Origin of the sequence: Streptomyces nanhaiensis (assembly GCF_046614825.1) — a bacterium.
Lineage (GTDB): Bacteria > Actinomycetota > Actinomycetes > Streptomycetales > Streptomycetaceae > Streptomyces > Streptomyces radiopugnans.
This window is the reverse complement of record NZ_JBKJFM010000001.1, coordinates 23,079-37,163: the sequence shown is the minus strand read 5'-3', so window position 1 is coordinate 37,163 and position 14,085 is coordinate 23,079. Positions and strand designations below refer to the sequence as shown.

The window sequence follows — 14,085 nt, the reverse complement described above, 5'->3', positions numbered from 1 at the left end:
CTCGGGGTCACCGCATCGACACCACCGGGCTCGACCCCACAGGGGGATCGAGCCGGCGCTGTCCAGGTCAGATGCCGATGGTGTATCCGGCAGACCAAGACTGCATCTGGCTGATCAGGTAGCTCCAGATACCCGTGACCATGAGCAGGCCCATGGTGATCATCATGATGCCGCCGGTGCGCATCACCCATTGATAGTGGGCTTTGACCCAGGCGAAGACACCCAGAGCCTTGCGGAAGGCGAGACCGGCGACGAGGAAGGGCAGCCCCAGCCCCAGACAGTAGGCGACGGTAAGGAAGGCGCCGCGTGCGGCACTGGCCTCACTGAAGGCAAGGGCCTGGACAGCGGCGAGGGTGGGGCCGATACAGGGGGTCCAACCCAGGCCGAAGAGCACGCCGAGCAGCGGGGCGCCGGCCAGACCGGCGGCCGGGCGGCGGTGCAGGCGCCATTCGCGGCGCATCCCGGGCAGCTTGCCCATGAAGGACAGGCCCATGACGATGGTCAGCACACCCAGAGCGCGTGTGAGGGGCTCTTGGTAGGCGAGCAGAGTGTTGCCGGCGTATCCGAAGGCGGCGCCGAAGGAGGTGAACACGGCAGTGAAGCCGAGGAGGAAGAGCACGGTGCCGACCAGGACACGGCCGCGGCGGGCATCGGCGAGGTCGGCGCCGCTGACACCGGTGACGTAGGACAGGTAGCCGGGCACCAACGGCAGTACACAAGGGGAGAAGAAGGACACCGCTCCGGCGAGGGCGGCGATCGGCAGGGCCAGCAGCACCGAGCCGCTCAGCACGGTGGCTTCCAGTCCGGCAGCCAGCAGCATCGCTTCAGCCCTCCGCCAGGAGCGGCTCGATCATCGAGCGCAGTTCGTCTTCGGAGACGGCTTTGATCGCACGGGCGGCGATGCGGCCGGCGCGGTCGATGACGATGGTGCTGGGGATGGCGGAGGGCGAAATGGTGCCCTCGAACTTCAGCAGTTGCCGCCCGACCGGGTCCCACAGGCTGGGGTAGGTGATGCCGTAGGTCTCCTCGAAGGCAAGCGCGTTGGACTGGGTGGCGTCGCGGGTGTTGATTCCCAGGAAGACCACGCCGTGTTGGCGGGTGTCCTGGTGGACCTTCTTCAGGTGTGGAGCCTCGGCCCGGCACGGGGCGCACCACGATCCCCACACATTGATCACCACGATCTTGCCGCGGTAGTCGGCCAATGCGACGGACTGGCCGGTCAGAGTCTCGCCGCGTACATCGGGGGCGGGTTTGCGGTCGGAGGCTGGGATGCGCAGCAGCCGCTGGTCATCGGCCGGCTGCTGGGGGGCGTCATCGGATGCGGAACAGGCTGAGACGGCTGCGACCACGGCGGGCAGGGCAAGCAGGGCGGTGCGCCGCGTTATGCCACGGCAGTGCGGGGCGGGGAGCTGGGGCATGGCACGTACCTTAAATGGTGTAGTTGAGGCTGATAGAAGGGGGTTCGGGGGGTACAGGAGGTTGGCTCGGTACATCCAGGGGTGCTCAGGGGCCGGCGCGGTGATGACCGGATACCGGGAAGCGGGCACCACTGCGCGGTAACCGGCCAACGCCCGCACCGCGCCGCGCAGCCTGGCAGGTGGGCGCAGGCAAGACAGGAGAACGCGCTGCTCCAGCCAGTGGGTGCCGAAGCTTCCCCCGGCGCCGGTGGCAACGGGACGCCAGGGCCGGAAGCTGTCGCTCATCGGATGGCGACCGGCACACCGCGCTGCGGCAGCCTTCTAGATCCGCAGGACGACAGACCGCGCAACTCCTGTCACCTGCGTCCCTCGCGGATAGAGACGCGGGTCGAACGTCCACACCCACCGACGGGTCACAGGCCCCAGTACTCCGACGCTGCGCCCGCGCAGCCAACGGTTCCCGGCCAGTAGCAGCGCGCCGCAGCAGATCACGGCCGCACACACATCAAGTCCCGCCGTACCGGTGTCGGAGTTCTCGGCGGCCGCCACGGGCGTGGACGGAACTTCGCTTTCCGGGGCGGTCTGCTCCAAGCCGGTGGGGCGCATGTGGGTTGATGGCTCACCTGCACCACCGACCGGGGTATCCACATGAGCGAGCAGGTGCACCCCGCCGAGAGCGAGGATCAGCAGCAGGAGCAGCCGCGCGACCGCGCTTCGCCTCGCTCCGGCTTTGTTGTCCATGCGCTCCGTCGTCCCCTCGTGGGCGTCGGTGTGACGCCTCCACAATCGGCGCGGCCCACTGGAGTACCGATCGAACGCCGGGCCGTGTGGTGCCGGATCGGTGGCCGATCCCCTAACACGGGAAGAGGCCACACCTCCGAATACTATGCTCCTTAGGTATCGACGGCCGGAGGTGGCCGCAGGTGCAGGAGGCCGGCGTGTTCGAACCGGTGGTCACGGGCGCGACCGGTAAGGACGCCGAGCCGCACGCCGCCCCGGAGGTCGGTGCAGCGGGACCGGACTGTGCGGCCGCAGTCGGCGTCGCGGCTGTGCCCAACGCGCGAGCCGGCTTCGGCCAGATACGAGGCTGCCGATGAGAGTCGGGTGCCCGGCCGGAAACACACAGGCCCTCCGCCGTGGCGCGGCGCGGCCCGCCCAGGGGTTGTTGCTCCTCCTGATGATCCTGGTCACCGGCATCACCGTCTGCGGTGCCGGTAGGCCTGTAGCCGGGGCGTCGGACTCCTTTCGGGGGTGCTGATCACCCGGCCGTGTCGGTGCGGGCCATGACGGCCGGGACGCAGTGCGGATACCTCAATTCCGCCAGGGGCGTGAACGAGGCGTGTGAGGAGGACCGGCGCGCGACGCCCCCGATCCCGGCCGCTCAGGTGTGCTGTGCCGATCCGGGGGAGCACGGCGGATACGGTGTGACCGCGCCCGTCGTCCCATCCCTCGAGCCGGAGCAGACGTGATCGGGTATCCCGGAGGGAGCCCCACCGAGCTGTTCACGGCCTTCTGGGGGCAGCGCGCGTCCCCGACCTGTCCGTGCTGCAAACGCTGCGTCACTCCCCCCGTCACACTGACGGCCTGGGGGCGCCAGCTGAACGTGAAGAAGGCATCAGACCCGGAGGTGTCCAAGTTCCTGGAGTACGTCCAAGGCGAGCAGGCTCCCGAGCCGGGCGCCGCGTGCACGGGCGGAAAGGCCGCCTGAGCCGGAAAGTCGAGCCCGGGGGCTGGCGCCTGCCGCGTTCCCGCACAACCTACAACTAAGCTGCTTAGGGGAAGGTGTTAGCCTGGTGAGGCAACTCGGGAGTCGAGTGCCCCGGGCGCGCCCAGCGCATCAGGAAGGCGGGGCCGCTCGGCTCGAGGTGCGGCAGGGGCGGGCCGGGACCGGCGATGGAACGGCTCCCGGCCCGCGTCCCAGCGCGCCGGACTTGCTTTCTCCTGGCGTCGCGGACGGTCGCGCGGCGTTGTGGTGGCGTTCTGAACCGTCACGGGACGCGCGCCGTAATCTCAAGCAGCTTAGTACGATGGTACCGGTCGAGGCCCGGCCGTCCAGGTGTGCTCGATTTCCCCTGGGGACGCCGGGGCCACGGAGGTTGCGGATGACAGGCGACAGGCGACTGCGCGCGGGCGGTGCCCTCGGGTACTGCCTGCTGGTCGTCATGCTCGCCCTGGGCGTGGCCACCATGCACACGGTGGGTCACCCGGCGGATTCGTCGATCCCCCATGCGAACGGTGCGGCGCACGTCGTCGCCGCTCCCGCGGAAGGCGGCACCGCAACCGGGCACGGGACCGCCCAGAGCGCCGCCGAACCCTTCGCGGTGATCGCGCCAGGCGCCGGAGCGTCGGGCACCTCACCGTCGGCGGACGAGCCACTGGCGGGCATGGGCCTGATGTCGGTCTGCACGGCTGTGCTCAGCACCTGGTTGCTCATCGCCCTGCTGCATGCCGCAGCGGCCCGCCGGCCCGGTTGGCCGGTCCGTGGTCCGGTGCGGGTTCGTGGTCCGGCACGTCCCGGTGCTCCGCCGCGCGGACCCACTCTCGCCCGGTTGTCAGTTCTGCGGATATAGGCCGAACCGACACGCGGACACGTTCGGCGCTGCCCGCGTACCCGGTGACACCCCCAGATCCACAGACGGAACTGACCACAAGAGGTTTTCGCACACATGACCGCCTACAAGCACGCCCCGAACCGCTCGCTCCGCCGTCGTCTCGCGCTCGTGAGCGCCGTCACGGCGGGCGGGCTGCTGCTCGCCGCATGCGGAGGGAACGCCACGGAAGGCATGGACCACGGCAGCGGCGGCTCCGCGTCGGCCACCCAGAACGCCGGTAACCACCCGGCGCCGGGCGCGTTCAACGACGCGGACGTGTCGTTCGCACAGATGATGATCCCACACCACGAGCAGGCCCTGGAGATGGCCAAGCTCGCCGATGGGCGGGCCTCCGACGCGGAGATCAAGAGCCTGGCCGCCGATATCGAAAAGGCCCAGGATCCCGAGATCCGGAAGATGAGGTCCTGGCTCAAGGCATGGGGTAAGCCGGAGTCGGCCGAGGGGAGCATGCCGGGAATGGATCACGGATCCGGCGGTATGGACGGCTCGGAGATGTCCGGGATGATGTCCGGCGAGGACATGGACAAGCTCAGGGGCGCCAAGGGCACGGAGTTCGACCGCATGTTTGCGCAGATGATGATCGAGCATCACAAGGGCGCGATCGCCATGGCGGAGGACGAGCAGAAGAACGGCCGCAACACCACCGCCAAGGAACTGGCCGCCGACGTCATCGAGAGCCAGTCGGCCGAGGTCGAGAAGTTCCAGAAGATCCTCGACCGCCTCTGACCCGCCCCGCGGGCGTTGCCGCGTCGCCCGCGGCGACGCCCGCTTTCCGCCGCCCGCCGACGGCACCGCGTACCGCCGGCGGGCGGTTCTTCGAAATCCGTGAGGAAACACATGAGAAAGCAGCACCTGGCCACCGCCATCGTCGTGGCGGCCCTCGCTCCGGCCCTGGCAGCCTGTTCCGGCGACGACTCGGACGGTGACCAGTCGGCGACGTCTCCGACGGCGGTCAGCCACATCCACGGCCTCGGTGCCGACCCCGCCGACGGCCGCTTGTACGTGGCCACCCACGAGGGCGTATTCACGCCCGACAAGGAGGGCAGGCCGCAGTTGGTCGGCAACAGCCGGGACGACTACATGGGCTTCACGGTGGCCGGAGCGAAGACGTTCCTGGCCAGTGGCCACCCCGCTCCCGGAAGCGACGGTCCCGGAAACCGGGGCCTGCTCGAGAGCACCGACGCCGGAGAGACCTGGAAGGTCAAGTCCCTTGCGGGCGAGGCCGACTTCCATGCCCTCGACCGCGTGGACGGCACCATCTACGGCTACGACAGCACCAACGGCAAGGTGCGCGTCAGCAAGGACGGCGTGACGTGGAAGGACCGCGCGACGCTGCCCGCCCTGGACATTGCCGTCAACCCCGATGACCCCGACACGGTGCTGGCCACCACCGCCCAGGGCGTCGCGAAGAGCACCGACGGTGCCAGGACCTTCGCCCCCGGTGCCGAGCCGGTGCTTGCCTACGTCTCCTGGGGCGCGCCGGAGGCGTTGTACGGCCTCGACGCCTCCGGGGGGCTCCACCGCAGCACGGACGCCGGAGCCACCTGGAAGAAGACGGGTACCGTGCCCGGGGGACAGCCGCAGGCGCTGACCGCCGACGCGAAGCGCGTGCTGGCGGCCACGCAGGACGGCGTCTACGAATCCAAGGACGGCGGCAGGACGTTCACCAAGCGCATGGCCGTCGAGTCGACCGGCGGTCACTGACCCCAGGAACCCCCGTCGGCTCGACGACCGTGTGACGACCACCTCACGGCGAGATGCGCCGGTGTGGGAAAGCGCAGGTCGGGAAGGTCCCGTGGGAACCGGGCCGGTGACCTGGCCCGTTCGCCGGGGCGCGAGGGCTTTGCCCTCCGGTGCCCCGGCGAACGGGTACGGAACAGCACCCCGTCGGCTCCAGCAGACCCGGTGGCGTCTCCGGCCAGGCCCCAGGCATCGGCGATCGTGCGCTCCTCGACGAGCGCACCCGCCGTACCAGGATGCGCTGCGCCAGGTGTCCACCCGGTCGGTGACCCGCCCGCCCGGAGTGACGATGGCGCTGACCCCCCTGGTGGACGCCAGTGCGACCTCGCGCAGCCTCGCCATGGCGAGTTGCTGCTCGGATTGGCGCGCCTGCACACCGCGCTCGTAGGTGGCGTTGTTGGTCTGCACGATCAGCAAATTCGCACCCGCCCGTACGGTGTCCCGTACCCGGCCGTCGTACGCGACCTCGTCGTAGACAACATCACCGAGCCGTGCCCGCCCGGCCCGCAAGGGCTCCGCCGAGATACCCGGGCGAAGTCGCGGGGATCAGCCGGAGGGAACCGAGGCCGCCGAGCAGACCGCGGGCGGGTATGCATTCCCCGAAGGAAACCAGTTGCCGCTTGGCGTAGAAGCCCGCCGGGCCCCTGTCGGGGAGCCGTGGTTGGCCTGCGTTGTACGACGTGCCGTCCGGCCCTCGCAGGATCGTGCCGACGAGGGCCGGACGTTCCAGATCCTGTACCGACCGTGAGACCAGCACCCCAAGCGAGGGACCACGGGTCGGATCGCTGTCGAGTGCGTTCCCCGGCCACGGCACCACGTCGAAACGCTCGATCTTGCCCCGGCGTACGGCCTCCGCCGGCTTCGCCGTCTCCCTGGCGTGGTTCTCGGCGACTCCCCGGACCCGGGCCTGCTCGGCCAGAGAGCGGGTCCGGGGTACGTTCCCCTGGACGACCGCCACGACAGCGCTCCTCCGGGCCGCCAAAGCGGTGCCAGAGAGGGCCAGGGGACGGTGACCACGAAGGTGCCGCCGACAGCGGCGACGACCAGTTTGACGCGGAATTCCCGCACGCGCTTTCACTGCGGCGTACAGCCCAAGCGTTCCCAGGAGCGCTGTGACGAAGGTGAGCAGTGGCGCTCCGCCCACCGCCACCCATACGGCGTACGGCGCGTCCGCCTGACTGAACGCGAGCCGGCCATGGGAGGACGGACTCTCCTCAGGCCACAACAGGGTGGTGCCACTCGGTACAAGCGTGAATGCGGGATGATCTCGCCACCGGCCCGGCCAGCGGCGACTGTACATCGTAGACCACTAAGAAGCTTCGTTAGTGTGTGGGATTCGCCGCACGCGAGCGGGAAAAGAGTGCGTTTTGACTGGTGGGAACCATGATGGTTCAACCAGCATTTACTAAGTAACTTAGTTCTCATCTTGTGGAGAGCGACGTGCAAGACAACTCACACGGGCGCTCGGCGCCCATGGTGCCGCGGCCCGGACGGAGGCGGCTGGCACCCGCCGCGCTCGCCGTTGCCGCGCTGGCGACTCTGACCGCCTGCTCCCAGACGGCATCCGGCTCGACGGAATCGAAGCGGCAGGACGGCTCCGCACCCTCGCGGTCCGAGACGCAGCCGGAAAAGAAGCCGGATGGCATCACGGTCTCGCCGCTCGCCGGCGGCAAGAACGTCATACCCGGCGAGCCGGTCACCGTGGAGGCCGAGGGTGGAAAGCTGGAGTCGGTCTCGCTCACGGCCCAAGACGGCGAGTCCGTCGATGGCCGACTGTCCGCCGACGGCACCTCCTGGATCTCCGCCCACCCCACCGAGTACGGCACCACGTACACCCTCGTAGCCCGGTACACCGACACCGAGGGCAAGGCGAAGACCAGTGAACGTGCCTTCACCACGTTGGACAAGGACAAGGTCTTCGTCGGCACCTACAACGTCGACGAGGGCTCGACGGTGGGAGTGGCCCTACCGGTGTCGGTCGTCTTCAACAAGCCGGTCCACGACAAGGCGGCGGTCGAACGCAGGTTGAGCGTCACCTCGTCTCCTGCCGTCGAGGGGTCCTGGAGCTGGATGAAGGACCGTGACGGCAAGGACCGAGTGGACTACCGACCCGAGGAGTACTGGAAGCCCGGGACCAAGGTGAAGTTCCGGATGGACCTGGTCGGGATGGAGAACGGCGGCCTGAGCGGCACGCAGAAGCGTGAGATCGGCTTCACCGTCGGCAAGTCCGTGGTGAGCACCGTGGACGTCGTCAAGAAGACGATGACCATTGCCAAGAACGGCAAGGTCCTCAGGACGCTGAAGGTTTCCACCGGCAAGAAGACCTTTGAGACCTGGAACGGCACCATGGTGGTGTTGAGTAAGGTCCCCAGCATCCGGATGAACTCGGCGACCGTGGGCATCTTCGGCCCTGAGGCCTACGACATGAAATCGGTCAAGTGGGACGTCCAGCTCACTCCCTCGGGGACGTACGCCCATGCCGCACCCTGGAACGAGGGCAAGTTCGGACGCGTCAACGCCAGCCACGGCTGCATCGGCATGAGCACTGCGGACGCCAAGTGGTTCTACGACCGTGTCGACTACGGCGACCCGGTGACCGTCGTCAACTCCAAGGACACCGTGGCTGTCAACAACGGCTACGGCGCCTGGAACGTCGACTGGCAGACCTGGAAGAAGGGAAGCGCGCTGGACTGACATCTGCGGCCTGGTGGCCGCAGGGCCGGACCAGGTGACTGGTGGCGAAGGCGATTGCGTCGGCGGGCACCGCCTCAGCGGTGTCCGGACATCTGGGATGCCCGCACACCGTTCGCGAGCCGAGGCGTCCCTCCCGCACGGAGCAGAGGACTTGGCTGTCGCTCAGCACATCGGCCGGGCGAGGGACCGCTCCTGGTCTCAGTACTTCTTGTTGTCCTTCTTGTTGTCCTTCTTATTCTTCTTGTTGTCCTTCTTGTCGTGCCTGTTGTCCTTCTTGTCCTTCCTGTCGTGCTTGTTGTCCTTCTTCTTGTCGTCTTTCTTGTCGTGACCGTGGTGACCGTAGTCGGAGGAGCTGGCCGGTGCCGAAGTGGTGGCCGCTCCGGCGGTGCCGGTGCCGGTGAAGATCAGGGCGACGGCCGCGGCGGAGGCGGCGATCAGGCGGCCGATCCTGGAGGTGGTGGCGCGCATGGTGCTTCCCTTCCGGAAGGCGGGTTGACAGATGGCGGACCGAACGGTCCCGGCCCGTGCGCACCGGAGCCTGTCCGGGGTCCCGGTGCGTGGAAGGATGGTGTTCTGCGGCCGATGGCCGGACCTGCTGTCCGCGGCGCCGCGCGGCGATCGGTGTTTTCGCCTGGTTGCGGACGAGCGGGCCGTGGATCTCGGGTCCGCTCCTGGAGCGCCGTGACCTCCGTGGTCCGTATCGGCTGCGACGGGCCCGCGGGGCTGTCTGCCCGTCAGGGAGCCGTGCACTGCGGATTTTGGCCGGCGGCCGGGACGGAGATATCAGTCGGATTCGTCGGTCGCTAAGGGTGAACTTCGGATGTCTTGCGACACTCTGCGACCCTAGGCACGGTCCCACAAGAGAGTCAACAAATACGGCTGAAACATTTCAAAAAGGACAAGGCTGGGCATTCTTTGGTGTCGGCCGTGTCAGAACCCGGCACGGCGCCGGGCGGGGCGCACGGCACGGCGACCGGGGCGCCTCCGTCCGACCGGACAGGGACGCCACGGCGTGCGTGCGGCGGCCGTCAGTCAGCAGTGTCCGGGCGTCTGGGGTGCCCGGACACCGTGGGACGGTGCCGTGCCGTTGTCGCCCAGCGACCCGTCCAGGCAGGCGTCGGTCCGGCTGTCGGGGTGGGCGTGGTCGTAGGCGATGGCGGTGGAGATGGCGAGGACGGCCACGCGGTTGTCCGACTGGACAAGCGACACTCGCACCGGAGCGTCCGGCCCGGACGTCAACACGTACTCGTGGAGATCGGAGGGCTCGCTGCCGTGTGACGGTGTCTTCTGTGTGGCTCTCGTCTTGTGCCAGCCGCAGTTCCGCAGCCGTGAGCTGAGGGTCGACGTGGCTCCGGAAGCCTCGGACGGGCCGGGAAAGGCCGCGATGCGGTGCTGTGCGGTGGCCCGGTTACGTCCGGAGTAGGTACGGGCGATCACGTCCGTGGTGCCGAGGTCCTCGAACCACCGGACACGGCACTGACCGTGTCCGGAGTCGGGAAGCGGGGTGTCCGGGGTGCGGTCCGTGGCCACCGTCCGCCAGTGGTAGGTCGTGTTCCATGGCAGGGCGGAGGGTGCCAGGAGGGACTCGGGGGTGAGCCGGCCGTCTGGCTCCGGTGGGGGCAGCAGGGAGGCCGCGGACACCAGTTCCCGCTCCGGCGCGATCGTCTGTGGCGAATGACCGCCTTGTGTGTGCGGCAGGGCGCCCCATACCAGGCTGGCGGCCAGTGCGGCGCCGCCCGCCAGCGCCACGGCTCCGGTCCGCCGCCGGCTCCGGCGGTTGCGGGCACGTCGACGCACGGCTTCCGGTCCGGTGCTCAGCACGACCAGTCGTTCGGCCTCGTCGGTGAAGTCGCGTAGTGCGGCACCGAGCCCCGCCTCGCCTGGTGCACCGAGCCGTGTGTCCGTGGACTTCCTGGAGTCGGGAATCTCAGTCACGTGCGGGCACCCCCTTCGACCGGGACCTTTGTGTGTGCCCGGGAGAGTATCGGGTCGTCGGCTTCGGCGGCAGCACGGTGTCGGCTTCCTCGAGATGGTGGCTGAGCGCTCTGCGGGCCCGGACCAGGCGGGTGCGGACGGCTGCCCGGGTCGATCCGGTCTCCCGAGCCACCTCCTCCACCGGCAGGTCCAGCAGATGGTGCAGTACGACGACGCGGCGCTGCTCCGGTTTGAGTTTGCGCAGAGCGGTGACCAAGGCCACGTGGTCCGGTGCCAGCCCGGGCAGGTCGGCGGGTGGGCCGTGGCGGAAGTGGGCGCGGAGGCGGTTGCGCGATTTGCGCCAAGTGCTGACCGCCAACCGCATGGCCACTGTGCGAATCCAGGGAGTCGGGTCCCCAGTGGCCACGAGCCGGTCCCAGCGCGGCCACGCCCGCGCGAACGCCTCCTGCACCGCATCCTCGGCCTCGGTCATGTCACCCGTCACGGCGTAGACGATCGCCACCAGTCGCCGCGCGTGGGCCGCGTAGAAATCGTCGAAGGCACGGGTCCGCTCGGAATCGTTCACGGCCGTGGCTTCCCGACGGTGCGGTGGCGGCCGCGCGGGCCGAAACGGCGCAGCAAAGGTGCCGCGATGGTCCCGACCTCGGCGATGCGCAGCGGGCGTGTGAGGAGGAGCAGGGACGCCGTGATGGCCGTGCCGCCGAGCAGCAGTCCGGTCAGATCGCTTCCTGGCCCGGTGCCGAGCCAGGAGGTGATCCAGGCGGCGACCTCGTATGCGGCGAGGGCTCCCGGCAGGCAGGCTGCAGCCAGTTTGAGATGGGTCAGCGTCACGCGGCCGGCATCGATCCCATGCTCGGCTCCTGCCTGCCTCAGCCGCCGGTTGAGCACGTACGCCGTGCACAGCAGACCGGTCGTGCAGGCGATGGCGTACGCACCGGCCATGCCGGCCACCGCCCAGCGGGCCGGGAGTACCGCGTAGGCTCCTGCCGACAACCCGGCGTTGGCGCCGGCGATCACCAGGGTCAGGAGAAACGGAGTGCGGGTGTCGCCGAGTGCGTAGAACCCACGCGACAGCACGTACTGGGCGGAGAACGCCAGCAACCCGGGCGCGAACGCCATGAGCGCCCAGGCGATCGCCCGGGTGTCCTCCTCGGTGGCCTGTGCGTACTGGTAGGCGACACCGGTCAGCTGTGGGGCCAGGACGAGGAAGGCGATCGCGGCGGGAACGATCACGGCGGCGGAGGTACGCAGCCCGCGGGAGAGGTCCTGCCCGATCCGTTCGTGAGCACCGTCGGCGGCGGCCCGACTCATGCGCGGCAGCAGTGCGGTGACCAGGGAGACGGTGATGATGCCCTGCGGCACCACCCACAGCTGATAGGCACTGCTGTAGGCGGTGTAGCCGACACCGGCCGTGATCCCCTCGGCGTCCGCCCGGACTCCCGCCGCAGTGGACAGCCGGGTCACCACCCAGTACGCGATCTGGTTGGCGAGCACCAGCAGCAGGGTCCACACCGCGGCGCGCAGTGGGCGGGCCAGACCTGAGCCACGCCAGTCGAACCGGGGTCTCCAGCGGAATCCTGCGGCGCGCAGGGAGGGAAGCAACGCCAGCGCCTGCACGGCGATGCCCGCGGTGCTGCCCGCCCCCAGGAGCACCATCTGGCCGTCGGAGACCTGCCCCGCGGAGACGGCATCCCCGGCAACGACGAGATACAGCCCGAAGACGGCGATGACGACGACGTTGTTCAGCACGGGAGTCCACATCATCGCTCCGAAGCGGTCACGGGAGTTCAGCACCTGCCCCAACAAGGTGAACACGCCGTAGAAGAGGATCTGCGGCAAGCAGAAACGGGCCAGGGCCACGGTCAGATCCCGCTGGGCGCCGGTGTAGTCGGCGTACGCGTCCACGATCCAGGGAGCGACGAGCACGGCGGCCGCCGTGATGAGCGACAGGACCAGGAGGCAGGCGGTCAGCAGCCGGTCGGTGTAGGCCGTTCCGCCGTCCTGGTGCTCCTTGGCCGCGCGGACGAGTTCGGGGACGAAGACCGAGTTGAGGGCACCCCCGATCAACAGGATGTAGATGATGTTCGGCACGGTGTTGGCGACGTTGTACGCGTCGCCGAGCAGAGCGGTGCCGAGCGCGGCGACCACGACCGCACCGCGGACGAAGCCGGTGAGCCGCGAGGCCAAGGAGCCGAGCGCCATCACCGCCCCGCCGCGTATTGCCGTCGGCTGCCGACCGTCTGCCGCTTCCCGGTCCTCAACGGGCGACTCCTCGCCGGTCTCCACTGCCATGGCCGCTGCTGTGTCCTTTCGCCGTGTCCGCGCGGGCGCGCGGTGCCGGAACCTCTCTGTCACCGGGCCGCGGGCCCGTGCGTGAGGAGGACAGGCGGGAGAACTCCGCTGCCCTCCGGGAGGAGGGCCTTGATCACTTCGAGGAGGCCACTGCTGTGACTGTCACGGTGCAGACGTCCAATCCCCGCCGAGCGCGCGGAGTGCAGGTGGTGACGCGTGAGCGGCACGCCGCGTATGTCCGCGAGCACGGCGCCGGGGAAGGTGCCGGGCAGGTCAGCTTTCTCCAGTCCCCCTCCTGGGCTGAGGTGAAGGAGGGGTGGAAGTCCGAGAGCCTGGGCTGGGTGAACGGCGAGGGACGACTGGTGGGGACCGCGCTGGTGCTGTACCGGCAGCTTCCCGGCATACGCCGGTGCTTCGCATACATCCCCGAGGGACCGGTGATGGACTGGGCCGCGCCCGGATCGGGTGAAAGGCTCACCGCACTGCTGGACCACCTGCGGGCCGCCGGCGCCTTCGCCGTGCGCATGGGACCGCCCCTGGCGTACCGCAGGTGGTCCGCCGGGACACTGAAGAGCGCGGTGGGGCCGGGCCGGCGGCTGGGCGACGTACTGCCCGACCTGGTGGACCCGCTGGGCGCCGCGGTCGCCGACCGGCTGCGGGAAGCCGGCTGGCGACGCTGCGGCGAGGAGAGCCAGAGCGGCGGGGATGCGCAGCCACGGTACCTCTTCGAGGTACCTCTGGGCGGCCGGAGCCTGGACGATGTGTGGGCGGGGCTGAATCAGGAATGGCGGCGCAACGTCAAAAAGGCTTCCAGATCGCAAGTCGAGACGTTCGTGGGCGACGCCAACTGCCTGCCGGATTTCTACAACCTGCTGCGGCTGACGGAGCAGCGTGACGGCTTCCGCCTGGGGCGCTCGCTGGAGTACTTCCAGCGGCAGTACCGCGCGCTCAACGGAGAGGAGCACGGCCGGATGCGGTTGTACCTGGCCCGGTGCGAGGGCGAGGTGCTGGCGGCGCACACGCTGGTCACCCTGGGCCGACGGGCTTGGTACCTGACCGGTGCCTCCGCAGACCACCGGCGCGAGGTACGTCCGAGCAACGCACTCCAGTGGCGGATGATCCGTGACGCCCATGCTGCGGGTGTCACGGTGTACGACATGCGCGGGGTGCCGGACACGCTGGATCCACAGCAGCGGGGGTTTGGCCTGATGCGTTGGAAGCTCGGCACCGGAGGTCAGGTGGTCGAGACACTGGGTGAGTGGGAGCTGTCGCTTCAAGGCCCGGTCAACAAGACCCTGCACCGGGCCATGCAGGCGTATCTGTCGCGGCGCTGAGCGGTGCGGCCCCTCTGGGAGGCCAGAGTATCGGGGGAATCCCATGGAAGCACCATAAAC

13 protein-coding genes and 1 pseudogene are annotated in these 14,085 nt (G+C 69.2%); 6 read left to right on the top strand and 8 right to left on the bottom strand.

Annotated elements, in window-relative coordinates; translation table 11 throughout:
• Positions 1-67: 67 nt before the first annotated feature.
• The 3 genes from ACLIYP_RS00240 to ACLIYP_RS00230 all read right to left on the bottom strand — a co-directional run bounded on the left by ACLIYP_RS00240 (position 68) and on the right by ACLIYP_RS00230 (position 2,159).
• A complete protein-coding gene (locus tag ACLIYP_RS00240; protein WP_412711107.1) occupies positions 68-820 on the bottom strand; it encodes a cytochrome c biogenesis CcdA family protein in 753 nt (250 codons plus the stop codon).
• A 4-nt stretch (positions 821-824) separates the two neighbouring features.
• Complete coding sequence (locus ACLIYP_RS00235; RefSeq protein WP_412711106.1) at positions 825-1,418, bottom strand: TlpA family protein disulfide reductase; 594 nt, start codon at positions 1,416-1,418, stop codon at positions 825-827.
• 321 nt (positions 1,419-1,739) lie between these two features.
• Positions 1,740-2,159: a hypothetical protein gene (locus ACLIYP_RS00230; RefSeq protein WP_412711105.1), complete on the bottom strand. Its 420-nt coding sequence runs from the start codon at positions 2,157-2,159 to the stop codon at positions 1,740-1,742.
• Positions 2,160-2,985: 826 nt separating this feature from the next.
• Between ACLIYP_RS00230 and ACLIYP_RS00225 the strand changes: the two are divergent.
• The 4 genes and pseudogenes from ACLIYP_RS00225 to ACLIYP_RS00210 form a co-directional block, all read left to right on the top strand.
• Positions 2,986-3,126: pseudogene (locus tag ACLIYP_RS00225) on the top strand (DUF3105 domain-containing protein); the annotation flags it as partial.
• A 394-nt stretch (positions 3,127-3,520) separates the two neighbouring features.
• The gene (locus ACLIYP_RS00220; protein ID WP_412711104.1) at positions 3,521-3,988 is read left to right on the top strand and encodes a hypothetical protein; all 468 of its coding nucleotides are present in this window, start codon (positions 3,521-3,523) and stop codon (positions 3,986-3,988) included.
• 96 nt (positions 3,989-4,084) lie between these two features.
• Entirely contained in the window at positions 4,085-4,756 is a 672-nt protein-coding gene (locus tag ACLIYP_RS00215) for a DUF305 domain-containing protein (RefSeq protein ID WP_412711103.1), read from the top strand.
• A 111-nt stretch (positions 4,757-4,867) separates the two neighbouring features.
• Complete coding sequence (locus tag ACLIYP_RS00210) at positions 4,868-5,734, top strand: F510_1955 family glycosylhydrolase (protein ID WP_412711102.1); 867 nt, start codon at positions 4,868-4,870, stop codon at positions 5,732-5,734.
• A gap of 517 nt (positions 5,735-6,251) precedes the next feature.
• Here the strand turns inward: ACLIYP_RS00210 and ACLIYP_RS00205 are convergent.
• Positions 6,252-6,728, bottom strand: coding sequence for a carbon-nitrogen hydrolase family protein (locus ACLIYP_RS00205; protein WP_412711101.1), 477 nt, complete (start codon positions 6,726-6,728; stop codon positions 6,252-6,254).
• 482 nt (positions 6,729-7,210) lie between these two features.
• Between ACLIYP_RS00205 and ACLIYP_RS00200 the strand changes: the two genes are divergently transcribed.
• Positions 7,211-8,464 carry a L,D-transpeptidase gene (locus tag ACLIYP_RS00200; RefSeq protein WP_412711100.1) on the top strand — a complete coding sequence of 418 codons (1,254 nt, stop codon included), beginning with the start codon at positions 7,211-7,213 and terminating at the stop codon, positions 8,462-8,464.
• A gap of 198 nt (positions 8,465-8,662) precedes the next feature.
• Here the strand turns inward: ACLIYP_RS00200 and ACLIYP_RS00195 are convergent, their stop codons facing one another.
• From ACLIYP_RS00195 to murJ, 4 genes are all read right to left on the bottom strand, one after another.
• Positions 8,663-8,932, bottom strand: a complete 270-nt coding sequence (locus tag ACLIYP_RS00195) for a hypothetical protein (protein ID WP_412711099.1) — start codon at positions 8,930-8,932, stop codon at positions 8,663-8,665.
• 564 nt (positions 8,933-9,496) lie between these two features.
• Positions 9,497-10,399, bottom strand: coding sequence for a hypothetical protein (locus tag ACLIYP_RS00190; protein WP_412711098.1), 903 nt, complete (start codon positions 10,397-10,399; stop codon positions 9,497-9,499).
• Complete coding sequence (locus ACLIYP_RS00185) at positions 10,392-10,964, bottom strand: SigE family RNA polymerase sigma factor (RefSeq protein ID WP_412711097.1); 573 nt, start codon at positions 10,962-10,964, stop codon at positions 10,392-10,394. The genes ACLIYP_RS00190 and ACLIYP_RS00185 overlap by 8 nt, the downstream gene beginning before the upstream one ends.
• Positions 10,961-12,691 (bottom strand): murein biosynthesis integral membrane protein MurJ, encoded by a 1,731-nt coding sequence (gene murJ, locus ACLIYP_RS00180; RefSeq protein ID WP_412711096.1) that lies wholly within the window; start codon positions 12,689-12,691, stop codon positions 10,961-10,963. Before murJ ends, ACLIYP_RS00185 begins: the two co-directional genes overlap by 4 nt.
• Before the next feature lie 155 nt (positions 12,692-12,846).
• On the opposite strand from murJ, the gene ACLIYP_RS00175 reads away from it, so the two are divergent.
• Positions 12,847-14,025: a lipid II:glycine glycyltransferase FemX gene (locus ACLIYP_RS00175; protein WP_412711095.1), complete on the top strand. Its 1,179-nt coding sequence runs from the start codon at positions 12,847-12,849 to the stop codon at positions 14,023-14,025.
• Positions 14,026-14,085 lie beyond the last annotated feature (60 nt).

What these genes read in the sequence shown, in the direction of transcription:
- ACLIYP_RS00240 (WP_412711107.1), bottom strand. Translation starts at nt 820, where the DNA reads ATGCTGCTGGCTGCCGGACTGGAAGCCACCGTGCTGAGCGGCTCGGTG.
- ACLIYP_RS00235 (WP_412711106.1), bottom strand. Translation starts at nt 1,418, where the DNA reads ATGCCCCAGCTCCCCGCCCCGCACTGCCGTGGCATAACGCGGCGCACC.
- ACLIYP_RS00230 (WP_412711105.1), bottom strand. Translation starts at nt 2,159, where the DNA reads ATGGACAACAAAGCCGGAGCGAGGCGAAGCGCGGTCGCGCGGCTGCTC.
- ACLIYP_RS00220 (WP_412711104.1), top strand. Translation starts at nt 3,521, where the DNA reads ATGACAGGCGACAGGCGACTGCGCGCGGGCGGTGCCCTCGGGTACTGC.
- ACLIYP_RS00215 (WP_412711103.1), top strand. Translation starts at nt 4,085, where the DNA reads ATGACCGCCTACAAGCACGCCCCGAACCGCTCGCTCCGCCGTCGTCTC.
- ACLIYP_RS00210 (WP_412711102.1), top strand. Translation starts at nt 4,868, where the DNA reads ATGAGAAAGCAGCACCTGGCCACCGCCATCGTCGTGGCGGCCCTCGCT.
- ACLIYP_RS00195 (WP_412711099.1), bottom strand. Translation starts at nt 8,932, where the DNA reads ATGCGCGCCACCACCTCCAGGATCGGCCGCCTGATCGCCGCCTCCGCC.
- murJ (WP_412711096.1), bottom strand. Translation starts at nt 12,691, where the DNA reads ATGGCAGTGGAGACCGGCGAGGAGTCGCCCGTTGAGGACCGGGAAGCG.